The sequence below is a fragment of the Erwinia rhapontici genome (assembly GCF_020683125.1).
Lineage (GTDB): Bacteria > Pseudomonadota > Gammaproteobacteria > Enterobacterales > Enterobacteriaceae > Erwinia > Erwinia rhapontici.
The window spans coordinates 3,129,359-3,146,808 of sequence record NZ_CP085627.1 but is presented as its reverse complement, the minus strand read 5'-3'; the positions used below and the strand labels follow the sequence as shown (position 1 = coordinate 3,146,808).

Annotated in this window: 22 protein-coding genes and 1 pseudogene; 15 read left to right on the top strand and 8 right to left on the bottom strand. The window is 51.4% G+C overall.

Translation table 11 applies throughout. The features are described 5' to 3' along the window. Positions 1–126: 126 nt before the first annotated feature. Positions 127–827, bottom strand: a pseudogene (locus LJN55_RS14700) (SDR family oxidoreductase); the annotation flags it as partial. Positions 828–1,085: 258 nt separating this feature from the next. On the opposite strand from LJN55_RS14700, the gene LJN55_RS14695 reads away from it, so the two are divergent. From LJN55_RS14695 to LJN55_RS14680, 4 genes are all read left to right on the top strand, one after another. Beyond that, positions 1,086–1,598, top strand: coding sequence for a hypothetical protein (locus LJN55_RS14695; protein WP_227534728.1), 513 nt, complete (start codon positions 1,086–1,088; stop codon positions 1,596–1,598). 12 nt (positions 1,599–1,610) lie between these two features. Next, the gene (locus LJN55_RS14690) at positions 1,611–2,057 is read left to right on the top strand and encodes a DUF421 domain-containing protein (RefSeq protein ID WP_227534727.1); all 447 of its coding nucleotides are present in this window, start codon (positions 1,611–1,613) and stop codon (positions 2,055–2,057) included. Between the two features lie 79 nt (positions 2,058–2,136). Further along, a complete protein-coding gene (locus LJN55_RS14685) occupies positions 2,137–2,283 on the top strand; it encodes a hypothetical protein (RefSeq protein WP_227534726.1) in 147 nt (48 codons plus the stop codon). A 225-nt stretch (positions 2,284–2,508) separates the two neighbouring features. Continuing rightward, entirely contained in the window at positions 2,509–2,997 is a 489-nt protein-coding gene (locus LJN55_RS14680) for a hypothetical protein (RefSeq protein ID WP_227534725.1), read from the top strand. A 50-nt stretch (positions 2,998–3,047) separates the two neighbouring features. Here the strand turns inward: LJN55_RS14680 and LJN55_RS14675 are convergent, their stop codons facing one another. Next, positions 3,048–3,800 carry a type 1 glutamine amidotransferase gene (locus LJN55_RS14675; protein WP_171149170.1) on the bottom strand — a complete coding sequence of 251 codons (753 nt, stop codon included), beginning with the start codon at positions 3,798–3,800 and terminating at the stop codon, positions 3,048–3,050. 119 nt (positions 3,801–3,919) lie between these two features. Here LJN55_RS14675 and LJN55_RS14670 point away from each other — a divergent pair, with 119 nt between their 5' ends. After that, positions 3,920–4,693, top strand: a complete 774-nt coding sequence (locus LJN55_RS14670) for an AraC family transcriptional regulator (RefSeq protein ID WP_227536399.1) — start codon at positions 3,920–3,922, stop codon at positions 4,691–4,693. Between the two features lie 33 nt (positions 4,694–4,726). Beyond that, on the top strand, positions 4,727–5,212 hold the full coding sequence (locus tag LJN55_RS14665; protein ID WP_227534724.1) for a GNAT family N-acetyltransferase: 486 nt from the start codon (positions 4,727–4,729) through the stop codon (positions 5,210–5,212). Positions 5,213–5,566: 354 nt separating this feature from the next. On the opposite strand, the gene LJN55_RS14660 is transcribed toward LJN55_RS14665, so the two are convergent. After that, a complete protein-coding gene (locus LJN55_RS14660) occupies positions 5,567–5,896 on the bottom strand; it encodes an NIPSNAP family protein (protein WP_133841610.1) in 330 nt (109 codons plus the stop codon). A 152-nt stretch (positions 5,897–6,048) separates the two neighbouring features. On the opposite strand from LJN55_RS14660, the gene LJN55_RS14655 reads away from it, so the two are divergent. The 4 genes from LJN55_RS14655 to LJN55_RS14640 all read left to right on the top strand — a co-directional run bounded on the left by LJN55_RS14655 (position 6,049) and on the right by LJN55_RS14640 (position 8,988). After that, complete coding sequence (locus tag LJN55_RS14655) at positions 6,049–6,405, top strand: hypothetical protein (RefSeq protein ID WP_227534723.1); 357 nt, start codon at positions 6,049–6,051, stop codon at positions 6,403–6,405. 132 nt (positions 6,406–6,537) lie between these two features. Beyond that, on the top strand, positions 6,538–6,888 hold the full coding sequence (locus LJN55_RS14650; protein WP_133841612.1) for a DUF3147 family protein: 351 nt from the start codon (positions 6,538–6,540) through the stop codon (positions 6,886–6,888). 386 nt (positions 6,889–7,274) lie between these two features. Continuing rightward, positions 7,275–8,495, top strand: a complete 1,221-nt coding sequence (locus LJN55_RS14645) for an MFS transporter (RefSeq protein ID WP_227534722.1) — start codon at positions 7,275–7,277, stop codon at positions 8,493–8,495. Between the two features lie 10 nt (positions 8,496–8,505). Continuing rightward, a complete protein-coding gene (locus tag LJN55_RS14640; protein ID WP_227534721.1) occupies positions 8,506–8,988 on the top strand; it encodes a glutathione peroxidase in 483 nt (160 codons plus the stop codon). Positions 8,989–9,070: 82 nt separating this feature from the next. On the opposite strand, the gene LJN55_RS14635 is transcribed toward LJN55_RS14640, so the two are convergent. Beyond that, positions 9,071–9,904 carry a hypothetical protein gene (locus LJN55_RS14635; protein ID WP_227534720.1) on the bottom strand — a complete coding sequence of 278 codons (834 nt, stop codon included), beginning with the start codon at positions 9,902–9,904 and terminating at the stop codon, positions 9,071–9,073. A 223-nt stretch (positions 9,905–10,127) separates the two neighbouring features. Here LJN55_RS14635 and LJN55_RS14630 point away from each other — a divergent pair, with 223 nt between their 5' ends. The 3 genes from LJN55_RS14630 to LJN55_RS14620 all read left to right on the top strand — a co-directional run bounded on the left by LJN55_RS14630 (position 10,128) and on the right by LJN55_RS14620 (position 11,759). Further along, positions 10,128–10,598 carry a DUF1203 domain-containing protein gene (locus LJN55_RS14630; protein ID WP_133842121.1) on the top strand — a complete coding sequence of 157 codons (471 nt, stop codon included), beginning with the start codon at positions 10,128–10,130 and terminating at the stop codon, positions 10,596–10,598. A 243-nt stretch (positions 10,599–10,841) separates the two neighbouring features. Then, entirely contained in the window at positions 10,842–11,378 is a 537-nt protein-coding gene (locus LJN55_RS14625) for a hypothetical protein (protein WP_171149177.1), read from the top strand. A gap of 48 nt (positions 11,379–11,426) precedes the next feature. Beyond that, positions 11,427–11,759 carry a hypothetical protein gene (locus tag LJN55_RS14620; RefSeq protein WP_171149178.1) on the top strand — a complete coding sequence of 111 codons (333 nt, stop codon included), beginning with the start codon at positions 11,427–11,429 and terminating at the stop codon, positions 11,757–11,759. Positions 11,760–12,056: 297 nt separating this feature from the next. On the opposite strand, the gene LJN55_RS14615 is transcribed toward LJN55_RS14620, so the two are convergent. Further along, complete coding sequence (locus LJN55_RS14615) at positions 12,057–12,923, bottom strand: LysR family transcriptional regulator (RefSeq protein WP_133841617.1); 867 nt, start codon at positions 12,921–12,923, stop codon at positions 12,057–12,059. A 109-nt stretch (positions 12,924–13,032) separates the two neighbouring features. Between LJN55_RS14615 and LJN55_RS14610 the strand changes: the two genes are divergently transcribed. Continuing rightward, the gene (locus LJN55_RS14610) at positions 13,033–14,007 is read left to right on the top strand and encodes a quinone oxidoreductase family protein (RefSeq protein WP_227534719.1); all 975 of its coding nucleotides are present in this window, start codon (positions 13,033–13,035) and stop codon (positions 14,005–14,007) included. 149 nt (positions 14,008–14,156) lie between these two features. Here the strand turns inward: LJN55_RS14610 and LJN55_RS14605 are convergent, their stop codons facing one another. Continuing rightward, positions 14,157–15,392, bottom strand: coding sequence for an MFS transporter (locus tag LJN55_RS14605; protein ID WP_227534718.1), 1,236 nt, complete (start codon positions 15,390–15,392; stop codon positions 14,157–14,159). Between the two features lie 107 nt (positions 15,393–15,499). Here LJN55_RS14605 and LJN55_RS14600 point away from each other — a divergent pair, with 107 nt between their 5' ends. Next, positions 15,500–16,450, top strand: a complete 951-nt coding sequence (locus LJN55_RS14600) for an AraC family transcriptional regulator (RefSeq protein ID WP_227534717.1) — start codon at positions 15,500–15,502, stop codon at positions 16,448–16,450. A 7-nt stretch (positions 16,451–16,457) separates the two neighbouring features. On the opposite strand, the gene LJN55_RS14595 is transcribed toward LJN55_RS14600, so the two are convergent. Both LJN55_RS14595 and yajD read right to left on the bottom strand, forming a co-directional pair. Further along, positions 16,458–16,895 carry a GNAT family N-acetyltransferase gene (locus LJN55_RS14595; protein ID WP_227534716.1) on the bottom strand — a complete coding sequence of 146 codons (438 nt, stop codon included), beginning with the start codon at positions 16,893–16,895 and terminating at the stop codon, positions 16,458–16,460. Positions 16,896–16,987: 92 nt separating this feature from the next. Then, positions 16,988–17,335 carry an HNH nuclease YajD gene (gene yajD / locus LJN55_RS14590; RefSeq protein WP_133841622.1) on the bottom strand — a complete coding sequence of 116 codons (348 nt, stop codon included), beginning with the start codon at positions 17,333–17,335 and terminating at the stop codon, positions 16,988–16,990. Positions 17,336–17,450 lie beyond the last annotated feature (115 nt).

Below are 17,450 nucleotides of genomic sequence, written 5' to 3'. Positions count from 1 at the left end.
GCGCTGCAACGTAGGGTATTGTCTGTCATTTCTGCTGGGTACGAGGTCGCAGACTCAGGGATGTCAGAAGAATGCCTCAGGCAGGCGAAGAAGGCTGCCTGAGGATACTCATTTTTCCCGCCAGAATCACAACGTACCGGTCCCACCATCGCTGCACCATACCTGCCCCGAGGCGTAGCTGCTCTCCGATGACGCCAGCGTTACGTAGAGAGGGGCTATTTCAGCAGGTTGTCCTGGACGGCCGAGCGGTGAAGACGCACCAAATTGCTCAATTTTTCCTGTGGCTGCCCCCCGCAACACTGGAGTACAGTCCAGTAAGGTCCCGGTGCGACGGCATTTACCCTGATGCCTTTCGGGCCCAGCTGCTTGGCCAGTGATTTGGTAAAAGCCACAATAGCCGCCTTGGGCTGGCAATAGTCCAGAAGGATATCGCTGGGCTTAATGGCCTGAACGGAGGAGGTATTGATAATGGATGCGCTGCGTGAGAGATACTTCATTGCCGCTTTGGTTATCCAGAACATCGCGTAAACGTTGGTTTTGAACGTGGCGTCAAAATCGTCAGTGCTGAGGTCAGTAATCGACTCGCAGAACTGCTGTCGGCCGGCATTGTTAACCACAATATCCAGGCCCCCCAGTCCTTCAGCAGCCTGTGTCACCAGTTTCTGGCAGAATGCCTCCTCGCGGATGTCACCGGTAATGGCGATAACCTTCCCTTCCTCAGCTCGGATGAGATCCACCACTTCCTGAGCATCTTCCTCTTCTGCTGGCAAATAGTTGATAACCACGTCCGCACCCTCGCCTGAAAAAACGATGGCCACCGCGCGGCCTTTCCTTTTTAACTACCTGTGTAAAATACATATAGGTAAGGTACGGCCTAATCAGAATTCAGGATTTATCCTAAATATTGGGCCGTTGTACTTAGTCTCATGCATAAAATTGACGCTTTTTAATGCTGCTTTGAAAAGGGTTATCAGGAAACTTTGAGAGATTACTGATTCTGAACGGTTCTGGCCGGAAGAAAAATCTGCTCCATACTCTTTAAAGAAGCCGGTTAAAACTGACCCGCTGATATCAACAGGACTCATATGATGTCTGAAAAAAATGAGCGTCGCGAAAATGAAATTGTTCATGAAAAAAAGCAGTGGATAAACTTTGAATACCGCCTTAAAAAATGCGGTTCCTGGTTTCTGATCCTTTTTGTACTCTGCGGAATGGCGGGTCTATTTTCAAAAGGATATCTGAGCGAGGGGCACATTTCTGACAGAGCAGGAACGATGACGATCGAGTACGAACGATTTGGGCGAGTGATCAGCGACGCAGATATGAAAATCACCTTCACTCCTACAGGCATCGGCGTCACCCGCGTTACGCTGGGCGGGGATTTCACTGAAAATTATGAGTTGCTTACGCTGCATCCCCAGCCACTGCGGGCTTTGACCGACGGTACTAAACTCATTCTGGAATTTCAGCAGGTGCCATCGTCCCACAGTCAGAGCGTCTGGCTCGGTTTACAGCCGCGCAGGGCGGGCGTGGGGCGCACCATCGTAACCTTAGGAGATGGTGCGCCCATCTCGTTTTTCCAACTGGTTTATCCTTAAAAGGAGCAAAACGTGGAGACTGTATTTCGTGCGATAGGCATCTACTTAGTTTTGCTGATTGTGTTCAGAATTGCGGGCAGGCGCGCGCTTCTTCAAATGACTTCGTTTGACCTTATTCTGTTGTTGATTATCAGTGAGGCGACACAGCAGGCTCTGCTGGGTGATGACTTTTCAGTCACCGGAGCGGCTCTGACAATTATTACCCTGGTCGTACTGGATATCGTCCTCGGCTATATCAAGAAAAAGACAACCTGGGTAGACAACATGCTTGATGGATCACCGGTGATACTGGTGGAGTATGGTTCCCCCCAGGAAGAAAAAATGAAGAAAACGGGCATCACGCTGGACGATATTATGGTCTCTGCCAGGACAAATCAGGGTATCCATGAGCTTGAAAAAATCAAGTTCGCCATTCTGGAAAAGAACGGACATATATCCGTTATGAGCGTTGATCGGTAACTTTACGAGTGTGGGCCAGGTAATAACCTGTGCCGAATTTCAACTGGCCGCGCTTGAGACAAGTCAAGCCGTACAGCACATGGTAGATACATTTGTCACCCGTCTCGATGCGGTTCTGGCCTGGAATCTGCCAGAGGTAGATGCCATGACGGAAATCAATGCTGCCCTGCCCGCAAATGGCACGGAGGTTTCCGTGCACACCATCGCAGGGGAGTTATTCTGTTGACGAATGACGACAGGCATTTTGCGCGAGTGCCGGGTCTGATGCAGGAAGATGGGGTTAACTAAAAGTCCAGACAGACCCCCAGAATGAAGAACTTCCGCTTTGTGCTGTGAGTTCTACATCACACTGAGGGCCAAAGCATTTTATCTGTTGGCAGCCAGGCTTCCCGCTAAGGCAGTTGTGATAAACGTGCATGTTATGGAGTCTGACATTAAAGACGGTGTCCATATGGATACCGTAATCGGCATTGTCATACACCTCCAGATCACTCATATACACGTTGATCAGGTGCGAACCACGGATGCCGTGGCCACGCGGGCTGGCATAAAAACCGCCGCTGTTTTTTTCGGTTTGGATCAAACGAATTTCTGCCACCCGACGAAGGTAGATATTATGAAAATAGTCCTTTTCGGTGTTGCCGTTGTTATGCAGCTTCAGGTCTGTCGCCGTGACACGACTGGCGCCTTTAATGTGGACCCCGTCGCTGCTGTTCTCCACCTCAACATTCTGCAGGGTGATATCACTGCAGCCGGTTTTTTCACCGATAGTTGGGTCCCCACTGCAGTTAAAAAAGAGGCCAATCTGATTATTTCTCAGATCCTGGCTGTCAACATGCTGGTCAATGGTGCCGACCAGTTTCACATCCTGTATTGTGACGTGGCTCGCGGCAGTGGCATAAAGCAGCGGGGGCGTCACCTGGCACCAGGAAAACAGTGATAAAACCGAGATAGCGCAAGAGGGCTTTCATTGTCATTTTTCGCTCACCGTTAACTGACGAACAGGCGGGGAGAGGGTGACTGGCGGCTCTGACGGTAACGTTTAGCCAGCTTATCCAGGAAAGTAAACAGTGTCTGATTCATCTCCCGATAATCATGTGTACGCAACTCCGCTGGGGTTTGCACAAAGCGGAATTTGGCTGCACGGCTAAGATCCTCTTCGGAGTGGGCGATCAGCAGTTCGACCACCTCCGGCGTCAGCTCCATGTGGCACTGAAAACCATAGACCAGATCGCTGTAAGCCACGATCTGTCGCGGGCATCCTTCGCTGTAGGCGATGATTGTTGCATCCGGCGTCAGACCAGGCATATCGTTATGCCAGTGTCCGACTTCAAGCGTATGCCCGAAATGCGTAAACAGCGCATGCTGGCGCCCGGCTTCCGTCAGGGAAACAGGGAATTTACCAATCTCTTTTTCCGGGCTGTGGCTGAAGGGAGCACCGAGTGCTTCACCGATCAGCTGGGAACCCAGGCAGATACCGATAACGGCTTTTCCGGCACGGACCGCGGCAGCGATGATGGCTTGTTCAGCCTTCGCATCAAAATGGGGGCATTCTTCAGGCGTGGTGGACGGATCCTGTGGGCCGCCCATGACGATCAAAATATCAATGTCATCCACGCTGGACGGGAGCGACTCGCCTTCATAAACCCGTGTACAGGTTACGTGATGGCCCTGGCCTCTGGCCCAGGCCTCATAGGCGCCAGGTGCCTCAAAACTTTCATGGATAAGGAAATGTACGCGCATTTGCATATGCCCCTGTTATGCTTATGATAATGAGTTTGTTTCAAGTGTTACCCTGCCAGGATGTTTCTGGAGCGGGTGAGTTCTACTTAGTCAGGATAAAGGCAGGAACTGAATTTAAGATGCCAGGTAGCATAGATAAAGCGCCAAGACATGATGACGCGACCGGGTGGTCTGGCACCTCCATAGGCTATCAACGCGGAGAGACAGACCCTCCCCATCATCATATTGAAGGACAACTACTTTTTGCTACCAGAGGCGTTATGCTGGTTGAAACAGAGGGCAATCGTTGGGTGATACCACCTCAACGTGCATTATGGCTACCGCCTCTCCAGATACACAGCTACAACCTGCTATCACAGACTGACTTAAGAGCCATTTATTTCAGTCGCAGTCTTATCGAAGAATGCCAAAATTTTACCAAGAGTAGCCATGTGCATGTGATTACAGCCACAGCACTGGTGAAAGAGCTGATAGCCGGGCTTTTCAGTGCCAACTACAGTGCACCGAGCCAACGTAAAATGGTGCTGTTGATTTTGGAAATTCTTAGTGAGGCAACACCTTTGGCCGCGGAGCTTCCTGTGCCGCGTGATGAGCGCTTATGTCGGGCAACCAACGAGTTATTGGTCAGCCACCGCTGGGAAGCGTCGCTAAGTGATCTGGCCTATATTGCTAACATGTCTGAACGCACTTTCTCGCGACTGTTCATTAAAGATACCGGGTTCAGCTTCAGAACCTGGAAGCAAAGAGCAAGAATTTGTGCGTCATTAGATCTTCTCGCCAATGGCATATCAGTTAAGCAGGTCGCATACCAACTGGGTTTCTCATGCCCGGCTGCATTCACCGCAGCTTTTCGTTCCATTCTGGATTCAACACCACGCCATTTTCTTACTTAACAATTATCTGCAATCTGTTCTATGAGGCGTTAAATGGATATCTTACTTGAAGATTTCACAGAAATGTGTTTTCCCGATTATTTCAGACTTGTCAGTAGCGTAGATGTTATGGCTATGATCACAGAGCGTGCGATTCCCTATGATGAGGCATGCCATGATTTTGAAAAGATGCTTAATGACAATGCACGGAATGCAGAATTAGGCTGTTTCAGGATTGTAGATGCTAATAAAGGTAATTTTATCGGCCTCGCTAAACTGGTGCAGATTAGTGAAAAACCTCAGACCGCCGAGCTTGGTTACATGCTATTACCTGAATTCTGGGGGCGCGGTATCGCCAGCCGTGTCACCAGATTACTGATTGAGAAAGCCAGTAAAAATCTTGAAATATCCACACTCATCGCCATTATTGATCCTGCAAATGCGGCTTCGAGAAAAATTCTGACGAACCATGATTTCGTTTCCGTTGAGTTCAGGGATTTTGATGGTTTGCCAGGTGAAATTCTACAGCGAGCAATATAGTCAATAATTTTTTGTTACCCGATTTATTACTGTCCAGGATCAGTTTTTAATGAGATTTATTTCTATGATTGTGATTGGGGTTTTTTATAATTTTACATTCTGATTTACGTTAAATATAGGGACATGTATCCCTTGATACATGTCCGCTTGTCGATCAAAGTTGCCTGTCATGCCTGCCTAAGAAATAGGCTTAGCGTAGGATGTTTCCATTTTTCCATCGGAAAGTCAGCCCCGTATTGTCGACTCTGTGATCATCCATACGGACGTCAATCAGACTTCCTTTCGCCACGCAAACAATGTGACGACAGTTCCATCCTTTATAGCTGTGATGGGCAGTCAGCCCACGCTGAACAATCAGCTGGATCGCAAATTCTCAATGGCATTGTTGCTAAGCATGAGCACGGATTTAACGCTGACGCTGATTCTGTCGACAATGGCCTGCCGCGGGCCAAGACGCCACTCTTCGCTGTTATAAAAAGATTCCTGAGAGGATTTCAGCTGGGAGAGGCTGTCATAAGCTCTGATCAAATAGTAAGCATCGTCGTCATGGGCTGATATACCAAAAGAAATGATATCCATACCCGCTAAACGGTGAAGTGGAGCACTCTCCTCCGTCATTATCCTGTGGAAGTCTTTCCCTGTGCCGGGTTTTAGGGTGTACAGCAAAAATTCGACTGTTTTCATCTTCGATATCCTGTTCATTTTTATCATCATAGCGAATTATTGTGCCGTGGAACCATGAGGCTTGCCAGAACTGGTGGTATGGTAAATACCAATGGTCTGCGGGTACCAAAAACCGGAGCACTGTATCTGGTAACATCTACTCGAGGTAAAAAATGGTTTTCAGGTTTTTATCACAAATCGCGCTTGGTAATGCGCTGACAAAACTCACTAACGTGTTTGAAGAACTACAGCATTCAAAGAAAGTGATGCCTGTGGGTGCTGGCGGAGGGATTGATTCACTGCCAATCAGAAGGCAACAAGAAATTATAAATAAAATGCCCAAATGGCTCGATACGCTGAGAAAGCATCCTCGCCATGTCGTCACTCGTGAGTTGATAAAAAATATGCTCATTAGTGAGAAATTGGGTGAGGTTGAACGTATAGAAATACAGTTTAACTTATTGGAATTTCTGGTCGAAAATGACGTTGCCATTTCTGATGATGAATTCAAAAAAAGCGATATGGATTAAATTGTTACTCAAGCGTGACTGAGTCTATCTGGGGCTGAGGGGTGAGGGTCGAAGACCGTCCATGACGAGTGCGCTAAAGTTCTTCAGGCAAATGTCATGGTAAATCGGAGGTACCGGGGAAAGAGGAATAAAATGCTCTGGCTGATAGTGAAATATGCGCTGACCGCAGGAATGATTGTGCTTGTCTCTGAGGTGGCAAAGCGAAGCGACCGGCTCGGTGGTCTGCTGGCGGCATTGCCGCTGGTCACTGTTTTAGTGCTGATATGGATGAAGATTGAGGGGCAAACGCAGGAAAAGATTGCGAGCCATGCGTGGTATACATTCTGGTATGTGGTCCCGACGCTTCCGATGTTTCTTTGCTTCCCCCTCATGTATCAGCGGTGGGGATTCTGGGTCGCGCTGCTGGCGTCCTGCTTCATGACTGTGGTGATTTTTTGGGGGTATGCGCTTGTGCTTCGCCGCTTCGGTATAGATCTCATGTAACACCGGTACCAACGGCGGATGTTATGTTCAATCCGGGTGGTTTTGCAGGTTACCAGCACATACGGTGCCCCCCGGATGTGAAGGTGGCACGTCCGCTCTTCACTCAAAGCTGGCCTTTAGTTCTCCTCTCCATCTGCGGAATGTACCCTGTTCCGACGACATTCCCCATGCCCCCTTGACCCTTAACGCCATTTCCCCCATCTTCTCGTCGTCCCATTGTGGCAATGACGTTGACGGGGCAGGAGATGAGCACTATTTTTGAGCCGGGTTCACGCGTATAAACAGCAAGGCTCTTCAAGTACTGAACAATCAAAAGCCAGGCAAATTAACCCGGGCCATCGTGCCGGGGTTTTTCGTGATGACGATTCTTTCTGGGGCGAATGTTGATGAGATTACGTTCACTGCAAGTTCTCTGTTTGCTCAACTTTTTTATCGCGGATGTCCGCGATGGGCTGGGGCCGTTTTTAGGTATATTTCTGGTGTCCCATCACTGGCGGGCAGAAGAAATTGGTCTGGTGATGACGGTGGGGGGCCTGGCCGGATTGTTATCCACGTTCCCCTCAGGGATGATCGTCGATGCCACGCGTTACAAACGTCTGTTAATTATCACTTCATCCCTGCTCATTACCTTGAGCGCGCTTGCCCTCTGGTATTTTCCGACTTCCGTCGTGGTGATTTTATCGCAAATCATTACCGGTATCGCGGCCGCTATCGTCGCGCCAGCCATTGCCGGCATCACCTTAGGCATCGCCGGTCAGAAAGGTTTTTTGTCGCAGATGGGCCGAAATGAAGCCTTCAACCATAGCGGGAATATGGCGGTGGCGGTGCTGGCAGCGATAACCTGCTGGGTCTGGGGCACGGGTTCCGTGTTTTTACTGATGACCACGATGGCGGTATGCGCCGTGATGTGTACATTAGCGATTAATAAAAACGATATTGACCATGATGTCGCGAGAGGGGTGGAAAAACACGAAGGTCCGACGGTTTCGGTCTCTGTTCTGGCGTTACTAAAGCGACCTGAACTGGCGGTAACGGGGGTGACACTGCTCCTCTTCCACCTGGCCAATGCGGCACAACTGCCGATGTTAAGCATGCAGGTCGCCTCCTCTCCCTCGGGTTCCCTGTTTACGCCTGGCACCTATGCCGCCCTGACGGTCGCGATTTCTCAGGCGGTGATGATTCCCGTTGCATTGCTCACGGCAAGATATGCCGCACAGTATGGCTACGCGAGGCTTATCGTCATTGCGTTGATCGTATTACCTGTTCGTGCCGCGATTGCGTCTTTCTGGGGCAATGAATTTGTTATATTTCCAGTCCAGGCGTTAGACGGTGTCGGTGCGGGAATTTTGGGCGTGGCCGTACCCGGACTTATCGCCTCATTGTTTAATGGCTCAGGACATATCAACGCAGCGCTTGGGCTGGTTATGTTGCTCCAGGGGCTGGGTGCCTCATTCAGTCCGGCGTTGGCTGGCGTCATCGTAAGCCATACGTCTTGGAGCTTCGCCTATATGATTTTGGCAGGCATTGCGCTCTGTGCTCTTTTCATCTGGCTGATGTTTAGCCGGTACGTTTTTAATTCACGTCAGCCTGAACAAGAGACGATCTGAGGATCCCGATATGACCGCCTTTCACCAACTTACCGCCACCAGTCTGGGTGGCGAACTTATCTCTATGGCCGACTACGCTGGCAAGCTGGTTGTGGTGGTGAATACCGCCAGCCATTGCGGCTTCACGCCACAATACGCAGGCCTTGAGGCGCTCTACAAGAAGTATGCTGCACAGGGGCTGGTGGTGCTGGGTTTCCCCTGCAACCAGTTCGGTAAGCAGGAACCCGGCGGTGCTGACGACATCGCGCAGACCTGTCACATCAACTACGGCGTGAGCTTCCCGATGTTCGGGAAAGTGGAGGTCAACGGAAACGCTACGCACCCGCTGTTTCGTTACCTGAAAGACGCCTTGCCCGGCGTGCTGGGTGGGCGGATCAAGTGGAACTTCACTAAGTTCCTGATCGGACGCGACGGCAAACCGCTGAAGCGTTTTGCCCCGTTCACCTCCCCCGAGAAAATGGAAGCTGCTATCCTGGCTGCACTTGAAAACTAAGGGCTCCTGTTATCTGCTGGTCGTCTAAAACGCCGACGACCCCGATTTTCATCGTTCATCCGTTAACGCGACAGAGCCTGAATCAGCGATACAACCATTCCCCAAAGTAGAGGCGAACAGCCTCCCTGTCATATTTGTCCTCGCCGCGCCATGCTGCGGCCGCCGCTGACCAGTCGCTCTTGCCGTGAATCGGGCGTTCAAAGGATGCAGGCCTGAGCACGTCCAGGTGGGCAAGGATGTCGATGATTGTACGTCGCTCGTCCTTCGACGATTTAACGGCGGCAGCCAGTCGCTTTTCTAGCGCACCCGCATGGTCGGTCGGTTGGCTTGATTCGATGGTCGAGAGGATGCTCTGGAGGATCACGATGTCCTCCTCCGTCGGCTCTGGAATATCGGCGCGTTCCAACTCTTGCAGATCAAACCACGTATAGATCAGCTGGCCGTGACGGACGCCGCCCCACTTAATGCGTTCGAAATTGAGGACGTTGAGATCCTCATGCTCATAGCGCTCAGCGCCAATCGTGAGGCCGGGTACGACATCCCGGCAAACGCTGCAGGTATGGCTCGTGCTCTCTATGGAACCGTCCGGCCGAAAACTTTGCCCGCTGATAACCGGCGCGTATTGATGTGGAACCATTTGACGGGCGAGGTTGTATGAGGCGATGCCTGACCGCCAGTCGAGTCTTTTTGCCGACAGACTGGCCAGAAAGGCGTGTGCCGCTTTGGTTGGCGACATCCGTTTCGCCATCGCCAGGACTTTCTCCAGACATTCGTCGTGGGTCACGTTGACCGGATCGAACATCATCCCCTGGGATTTGGCATAAGCGAAGTCGTCGGGGGCGGTCTTTTGTTCAGAGAGCCAGCCGCTGCTGCTCCAATATGTTTTGAACAGTATGTTCTTTGCTTTCTTGTCCATGATGGCTTCCGAAAAGTCTGTCGTTGGGCCTGTGCCAGTCGCTCACAATGATGTCATCCAAAAATTTGAGTACATCATTGATGAGTGAAAGCGTAGGGCAGGGACGGTAAGAAGGGGATGTCCGCGCCTCGGTTAAAGCTAAGTGATAATTTCCCTGACCGATAACAGCGAGTTCCTCCTGCAAATAACCGCTAATGTCATGCTGAAAACCACAGGAGACATGATGAAATACCGAATTTCTGGCCTGAGAGCCGAGCAGTTTACCCATCTTTTTGGACAGAGCGATACCTATCTAAAAAGATACGGTGCCATCAGAAAAACGGTAGTGAGCTACCCCGGCTATCCCGACAGAATCTCGTTGTGCGATATCCCTGCTGGCGAAACCGCGCTTCTGATCAACCACATCTACCAGCCTGCAGATACCCCTTATTTCGGCTCTCATGCCATCTATATATGGGAGGGATGTACCCAACAAGGCATTTACCTCAATGAATTACCTGAGGTGATGAAAACCAGAGTGCTGTCATTGCGGGCCTATGATGAAAATCACTTTTTAAGACGGGCAGATATCTGTGAGGGACAATTTTCTGAAAATCTTATTGGCCTTTTTTTTGCCGATCCGCTGATTAGTTATATCCAGATACACAATGCGAAACAGGGATGCTATGCCTGTTGCGCTGAGCGTTCTGAATGAACCTTCAGACCTCTGCCACCAGATTGAAACGCCGCATCTGTCGGTTCAGTGAAGCTTACGAGTCTGACGGTAAGTGTCAGAAACCCACAAATTCTAACCACGACGTCCAGAACTCCTGCTTAAAACCAGTTTAATGGCTTGCTCCAAGATACTTTCACATGCATTTATATACTTTTTATTGCATTATTTTGACTATCTATTTTTATGTATATAGTTGACTAATACTTTACTAAGGAGATGTATATGAGCGATTCAGCTCTGGTTGTATTCACTGCCCGTGGTCTTGATCGTCTGATAAGTGATGGAGGATCTAGCGCCTGGGTTCTCAGTGAAAAACGTGCATCGCGTTGTAAATACGTGGTTTGTGTACAGAACAGAGACCCTGCTGATAATCATAATGACGACTGGGGAACCGTAACCGCCCCGCACAAATACGCCTTTTTTGTTGGCATGATATCGGACGTCCTACTTTCCCCTGAATGGGATGGAAAGCATCCTAAAAGATGGCTAGTCAAAGTCAGCCAGTACGCTGAAGTAGCATACCCGGACATGTGGGATGGCGCTCGAAACCCCGTTGCTTACTCATCACTTTTTGAATTGGGTATTGAGGAAAATAAACTAAAATTCAAAAAGATGCCTGAAGTGACGATTGAGCCACCTAAGGCTGTACTTGAGGAAGATCCTTTCCCAGAAGGGATAACAATTCAGCAAGCGAAGATACTGTTATCTAAAAAGTATGAGGTTTCAGTCGATAGTATTGAAGTTATCATTCGCGCCTGACGACATTGCTGCAAATGCGGCGCATTAATCTGAGTTTTAGGAGGCTGTATGGATAAGTCATGGGACGGTAATTTTAAGGATATCCCTTTAGATCATTTCGAAAAGATGAAGTCGGCTGCACGCGATCTTGCGGAACGACGCAGAAAATCTGAAGATCCGAAAGTAAATGACAAGAATATCTGTATACGTATCGGTATGTCAGGAACAGGCGTCAGGCCTAACTATCAGGTTGAACTTCCTAATGGTCGAATTATTGCCATAAATGGTATTAATCATGAAGAATTCGGCGTTGAGCAGTTCGACAGTGACTGGATTTCCCGGCCTTATAGCATCGATCAGCTCAATACTATGCGCATGTTCGGAGGCACTCTTGAGTCATAACCTGAGAGAGTTAACAGAGCTGCGCATCTAAGCTCTGTGCCCTTGCCATAAGACCCCTCCGCAGAGGCCCGAAACGCCTCTTCTGATGGTTCGGCGATGCTGGTTAAAGAAGTTGGGCTGATGGCCCGTCCGGGCAGGGAGTTGGGAGGATATTGTTATTAATGTCTCAAATGTTATGTGAGTTCAACGGTTTATTGTGTTGGATCCATCGGTTGAATTCACAGCCAACATCGCGATACGTTAATAACCCGGGGGCTGGTCAATATACTCCATGGAAGAAGTCACCCACATCACGGTTCAGGGCGTTCTGTCAGGCGGACATGCCTTGCCAATAACATCAGCCAGAAATTCCATGACCATCACCGCGAAGGGATCGCGTCTGTACTCTGGATAGGCAACCAGCCACATGCTCCTGCCTGGGGGGCGCGAACTGACAGGCAGTTTTATCAGCGAGCTGTCATTGTCCCCCATAAAGCAGGGTAACGTCACCACGCCCAGCCCACTCCTTGCAGCCTGCTGCTGTGCCATCAGGTCGCTGGCCCTGAATATAATCCGCCTTCCGTCCAGCAGGGATTCCAGCCATTGCTGCTGCGTCACATGATCCAGCGAGTTCTCGTAGGCAATGAATACCCAACTGTCGGGCGGCTTATCCAGCCAGCAAGGTGAAGCATACAGACCGAAACGCATCGTCCCGATACGGCGCGTCAGCAAATCGGGATCATCCGGTCTTGTCAGACGGACCGCGATATCAGCCTCGCCTTTGTTCAGTTGAACATGATGGGATACGCCTGATAATGAGAGTGAGATAGTCGGGTGACGCTGCGTAAACTCAGCCACGGCCGGTGCAATCAGCTGTGCAGCCACCGCGGGGGATGCGCTGATCCTGACAGCCGCCGCTGGCGCAGCAGACAGCGACTTCGCCTGTATACCCACCCGGTCGGCAATCCTGTTCATTTCATCAGCCAAAGAGGCGATGACTTTGCCTTGTTCCGTCAGCGCGGTACGCCGGGGCAGCCGCTCAGTAAGACGAAGGCCGAGCGACGTTTCGAGGGCGGCGATGCGGCGGCTTACGGTGGCATGGTCAACGTGAAGCTCTTTTGCCGCAGCGGACATGGAACCCCAGCGGGCCAGAGCAAGAAAGTAATGTAAATCCTGCCAGTCCATTCACTCTTTCCTTGTGCATTTTTACACATACATGGTTCTTTTATACCCGTATTTTTCCTGACATAAACGACTTTATAATTTTTCTCACGTAAACAGTGAGGACAGCAATATGTCAGTAGCCATCGTTATCAGTCAGCCGGGCGGTCCCGACGTCCTTAAAGCCCTTGAAATGACGCTGAATGAACCGGGCCCCGATGAAGTTCAGATTCAGCATGAGGTGATCGGCGTCAACTTTGTGGATATTTACTTCCGTTCAGGGCTTTACCCTTTGTCCTCTTCCCCGACAGTGCCCGGCTTTGAAGGGGGCGGAGTGGTAACGGCCGTGGGGCATAACGTTCGCGCCTTTACCCCCGGGGACCGCGTTGCTTATACCGGGAACCCGATGGGAGCCTATACAGCACTCAGGAATATCCCTGCCAGTCGGCTCATTAAAATACCCGATGGGGTAACGATTCGGACCGCCGGAAGCTCGATGCTGAGGGGGCTTACCGCACATATGTTGCTTCACAAGGTAAGGGAGGTTAAAGCGGGTGACTGGCTGCTGGTTCATTCTGCCGCGGGCGGTCTGGGCCAGATTGTTACCCGCTGGGCAACCATGAAAGGTGCCAGGGTGATTGGGACAACGGGGTCCGCTGCTAAAGTGAACATTGTGCAGAATGCAGGGGCCGCTGAAGTGCTGCTTCATACCGATGCGGCATGGGCGGAAACCGTGCGCGAAATTACGGAGGGTCGCGGGGTGCATCTTGCCATTGATGGGATTGGAGGAAACATGCTTGCTGCAACGCTCGGCGTGGTGCGCCCTTTTGGCATTGTCGCAAGCCTGGGTCAGCCTGCCGGGCCTATTCCACCGGTGCGTGTAGAGGATCTTAGCTTCGCCCGCTCAATCGCACTGATGCGGCCAAGTTCCATTGCCTATGCTGACGACCCCGATCTCTACAAACAGGGGGCCAGCGACCTCATGGCGGCCCTGCAGAATGGGCTGGAAAATCCCGTCGGAGCGGAATATTCCCTGACGCAGGCGGCGAAAGCACACGCTGACCTCGAAGCCGGACGCACAACAGGAAGTGTGATACTGACCGTATAGATTCCGTTGTCACAAGGATAAAAGCAGACCCCGCCTTTTCTGCTTTTATCCATCACATTAAAAGCGCGCTGTGATTGGACGGATCAATAACGGCTTGTGAGCTGCTCCGCTAGCTGAACGGAGGAAATCTCCCCGGCGTGGTTAACGTGTCAGTGAAATGTCCTGCTTTGCGTTTCTGTCGGTGATGAAGAGACTCTGACCCGGAAGGCAATAATCAGCGCGGCACTGAACATGATGCATGCCGCTGTGATAAATACCCCCGTCACGCCGTTGATGCCATATATCAGGCCACCGATGGCCGCACCGGCAGCAATGGAGGATTGAACGGCGGCGACCACCATACCTCCCGCACTCTCTGCTTCATCTGGAAGCGTCCGTGCAACCCAGCTTGACCACGCCACCGGTACGCCGCCAAATGCCAGACCCCACAGCATCACCAGCATCGTGAGCCCCACTATCGATAGTGGCATGATGATCATGCCCAGTGCGGCTGCACCCACCAGAGCGGGCATCATGATGAGCGTCAAACGCAAGCTGCGTTCCATCAGCCATCCCGCCGACAGCGTCCCGCAAAAGTTAGCCAGCCCAAATCCGAGCAACAGTAACGCCAGCCCTTCGGCATCCACCTGTACGAGACCTTCCAGCGCAGGCCGTATATAGGTAAATAGCGCGTACTGGCCGGTGTGTGCCAGCACGCACCCCATCATACCGATGCTAACACCAGGCCGTCGCAGCAGAGAAAAGACCGATGCCGTTTTACTCCGAATCAGCGGTGGCATTCCGGGCAGCGTGAAATACTGGAAAAGCAAAGTGACGACACCCACCGCGGCAGCGGCAATAAAGGCGCTACGCCAGCCCCAAATCCCCCCCAGATAGCTTCCCAGCGGCACGGCAACCACCGTACCTACCGCGATACCACTAAAAATGATCGACAGGGCGCGCGGCACCAGCCTTTCTGGCACCAGGCGCATCGCCACCGCCGCAGCCATGCTCCAGAATCCACCCAGTGCGATACCCAGCAAGACGCGCATTGCCAGCAGCATGACAATGCCTGAAGAGAGCGCCACGAGCAGGTTTGAAAAGACCATCAGCGCAGTGAAGCTCAACAATACGGCGCGCTTGTCAAACGCACGCGTAAATCGCGGGACCAGTAATCCGGCAAATAACGCAATGACCGCCGTCGCCGTGACGGCCTGTCCGGCAAGAGATTCGGACACACCAAAATCCTGAGCCATGGGGGTTAATAAACTGGCAGGCAGGTATTCAGCGGTGAGTAGGCCAAAAACGCCCATGGTTAACGAAAACACCGCCCGCCAGGCGGGCCGGATTGGCTCATCGGTGGTTAATACGGCTTTGTGCTGCCTGATAGAGGCTTCATTGGTCATGACTGAGTTTCCAGGTAAAGGGGTTAAAGGATGAAGTCTATTCAGGTGTCGCTGGATGAGCTATGCTCTAAAAACCTCCTTTATTACCCGAAAACCCGAATATGGTCATGACTTCACCTTTTGCCCTCTCATCTGAACTGATCAGTGAACTGCTTTCTGGCCTGCGACTTAACGGTGTGCGGTATCAGCGTATTCAAACGGGCAATACGTTTGGTGTGAATTTCCCCAGCCGCCCCGGCCATGCTTACCTGCACTATGTCGCGGTGGGGGACGCGGTGCTTCAGACGGCAAACGGCGATTGTTTCTCGCTTTCAGCCGGGGAAGCCCTGTTTATTCCTCACGGCGGAGAGCACCAGCTAATGTCGGCAACAGCCGCTGACGTGATGGATATCGATGACTTTGAAACGGTACCCCTGGATGAAAACGTGAGTGGGATTGATACCTGTCCCAGCACCCAGGAAACGCCAGGTGCCGTGCTGTTCTTTGGCTGCATGGAAATTGATTTGGGAAGCATGCAACGACTGGCAGGCGTGATGCCTGAGGTTATGCGTGCTGATGCGAAGGGGGCTAACTGGCCGGGACTGATGCATATCCTGGATGCGATGAAGCGTGAGATATGTTCCGGGCGCGTGGGCTATGCCGGGATTCTTGCCAGGCTGGCCGATGTGGTTGCGGCGATGTTTATCAGAGGGTGGGTGGAGGGTGGTTGCGGCACCAGCCAGGGGCTCGCTGCAGCACTGCGCGATCCGCGTCTGGCTCGGGCCATCCTGGCGATTCACCGCGAACCGGGCCGCGACTGGAGCGTGGCAGAACTCGCCGCTGAATCGCATATATCCCGATCCGCCTTCGCCGAAAGGTTTCAGACCACCATCGGTATCCCACCGTTGCGGTATGCCACGGAAGTGCGGATGCACCTCGCTGTCCGCTGGTTATTGTCAGAAAAAATCACCGTCGATCTGGTATCCCAGCGGCTGGGCTACTCCTCACAGGCCGCTTTCAGCCGGGCTTTTAAGCGTGTAACAGGCAAGTCTCCCGGCGCAATGCGTATCCTTAACTGACAGAGCGTTATCCTCTGGCCTTTTCTAAACGGATATCAGTGTCATTAATATCCGTTTTATTGCCCCAGCCAAGATGCAGGTAAACGTTCGCAGCACGGCTGTTCTTATCGGTTTCCAGCCAGGCGATATCATGGTGTTTAAATAATTCCTGCTCAGCGGCCATCACCAGTCTGCGTCCCGCTCCCTTGCCTTCATATTCTGGCAGAACAAATGCCGCAAACAGGCAGCCTTCATCCGGCAAAATAATGGAGAAACCGATGATTTTTTCGCTTTCAACCGCAACCCAGGCGCAAGGGCTGTTCTGAATCATATCGGCCACCAGGCTTTCAGTGATCCCCATCTGGCGCATTTCTTCACGACTCAGATGATTTTCAATAACCGAGGTTCTGACGTCGAAAATACGCTCTACATCAGAAACTCGCGCTGATCGGATAGTGATATTCATTATCATTATTCATCCGGTGAAATGATCGGACTGCCCGCTCACATTGAATATGCTGGCAGTCCGTAGGGTTCCAAAAGCTAACGGGTCAGCTGTTACTTCTTCTTATTCAGCATCGACTGTAAATCCGCAAAAGGATTATAGGTGGCAGCACCCACGTCTTTTTGCGCATCTTCTCCTGCCACAACGGTGGTGCCGTACTGGTCAGCTTCGGTGTACTTCGAGTGTTCGTGGTCATGGCAATACAGGCACAACAACTCCCAGTTACTGCCATCTTCCGGGTTATTGGTGTGATCATGATCCATATGGTGAACCGTTAATTCGCGCAGGTTGGAATAAACGAACTCGCGCGCGCAGCGCCCGCAGACCCACGGATAGATTTTGAGTGCTTTCTCACGGTAGCCGCTTTCCAGCCGCGCATAGTTTTTGGGGATCAGAGCCATTGCCGATATTACCTGTTCTAAAGGGAGCATTTAACGAGAGTGCCTTCAATATATCCCATAATCGAAGCGAAGGAGAAATCAAACAGGGAAGTGCAGGGAGGCGCTGGGGGGAGGG

What these genes read in the sequence shown, in the direction of transcription:
- LJN55_RS14695 (WP_227534728.1), top strand. Translation starts at nt 1,086, where the DNA reads ATGATGTCTGAAAAAAATGAGCGTCGCGAAAATGAAATTGTTCATGAA.
- LJN55_RS14615 (WP_133841617.1), bottom strand. Translation starts at nt 12,923, where the DNA reads ATGGACTGGCAGGATTTACATTACTTTCTTGCTCTGGCCCGCTGGGGT.
- LJN55_RS14605 (WP_227534718.1), bottom strand. Translation starts at nt 15,392, where the DNA reads ATGACCAATGAAGCCTCTATCAGGCAGCACAAAGCCGTATTAACCACC.
- yajD (WP_133841622.1), bottom strand. Translation starts at nt 17,335, where the DNA reads ATGGCTCTGATCCCCAAAAACTATGCGCGGCTGGAAAGCGGCTACCGT.
- LJN55_RS14680 (WP_227534725.1), top strand. Translation starts at nt 2,509, where the DNA reads ATGGATACCGTAATCGGCATTGTCATACACCTCCAGATCACTCATATA.
- LJN55_RS14660 (WP_133841610.1), bottom strand. Translation starts at nt 5,896, where the DNA reads ATGAAAACAGTCGAATTTTTGCTGTACACCCTAAAACCCGGCACAGGG.
- LJN55_RS14635 (WP_227534720.1), bottom strand. Translation starts at nt 9,904, where the DNA reads ATGGACAAGAAAGCAAAGAACATACTGTTCAAAACATATTGGAGCAGC.
- LJN55_RS14620 (WP_171149178.1), top strand. Translation starts at nt 11,427, where the DNA reads ATGGATAAGTCATGGGACGGTAATTTTAAGGATATCCCTTTAGATCAT.
- LJN55_RS14655 (WP_227534723.1), top strand. Translation starts at nt 6,049, where the DNA reads ATGGTTTTCAGGTTTTTATCACAAATCGCGCTTGGTAATGCGCTGACA.
- LJN55_RS14625 (WP_171149177.1), top strand. Translation starts at nt 10,842, where the DNA reads ATGAGCGATTCAGCTCTGGTTGTATTCACTGCCCGTGGTCTTGATCGT.
- LJN55_RS14650 (WP_133841612.1), top strand. Translation starts at nt 6,538, where the DNA reads ATGCTCTGGCTGATAGTGAAATATGCGCTGACCGCAGGAATGATTGTG.
- LJN55_RS14600 (WP_227534717.1), top strand. Translation starts at nt 15,500, where the DNA reads ATGACTTCACCTTTTGCCCTCTCATCTGAACTGATCAGTGAACTGCTT.
- LJN55_RS14630 (WP_133842121.1), top strand. Translation starts at nt 10,128, where the DNA reads ATGAAATACCGAATTTCTGGCCTGAGAGCCGAGCAGTTTACCCATCTT.
- LJN55_RS14670 (WP_227536399.1), top strand. Translation starts at nt 3,920, where the DNA reads ATGCCAGGTAGCATAGATAAAGCGCCAAGACATGATGACGCGACCGGG.
- LJN55_RS14685 (WP_227534726.1), top strand. Translation starts at nt 2,137, where the DNA reads ATGGTAGATACATTTGTCACCCGTCTCGATGCGGTTCTGGCCTGGAAT.
- LJN55_RS14645 (WP_227534722.1), top strand. Translation starts at nt 7,275, where the DNA reads ATGAGATTACGTTCACTGCAAGTTCTCTGTTTGCTCAACTTTTTTATC.
- LJN55_RS14675 (WP_171149170.1), bottom strand. Translation starts at nt 3,800, where the DNA reads ATGCGCGTACATTTCCTTATCCATGAAAGTTTTGAGGCACCTGGCGCC.
- LJN55_RS14640 (WP_227534721.1), top strand. Translation starts at nt 8,506, where the DNA reads ATGACCGCCTTTCACCAACTTACCGCCACCAGTCTGGGTGGCGAACTT.
- LJN55_RS14595 (WP_227534716.1), bottom strand. Translation starts at nt 16,895, where the DNA reads ATGAATATCACTATCCGATCAGCGCGAGTTTCTGATGTAGAGCGTATT.
- LJN55_RS14665 (WP_227534724.1), top strand. Translation starts at nt 4,727, where the DNA reads ATGGATATCTTACTTGAAGATTTCACAGAAATGTGTTTTCCCGATTAT.
- LJN55_RS14610 (WP_227534719.1), top strand. Translation starts at nt 13,033, where the DNA reads ATGTCAGTAGCCATCGTTATCAGTCAGCCGGGCGGTCCCGACGTCCTT.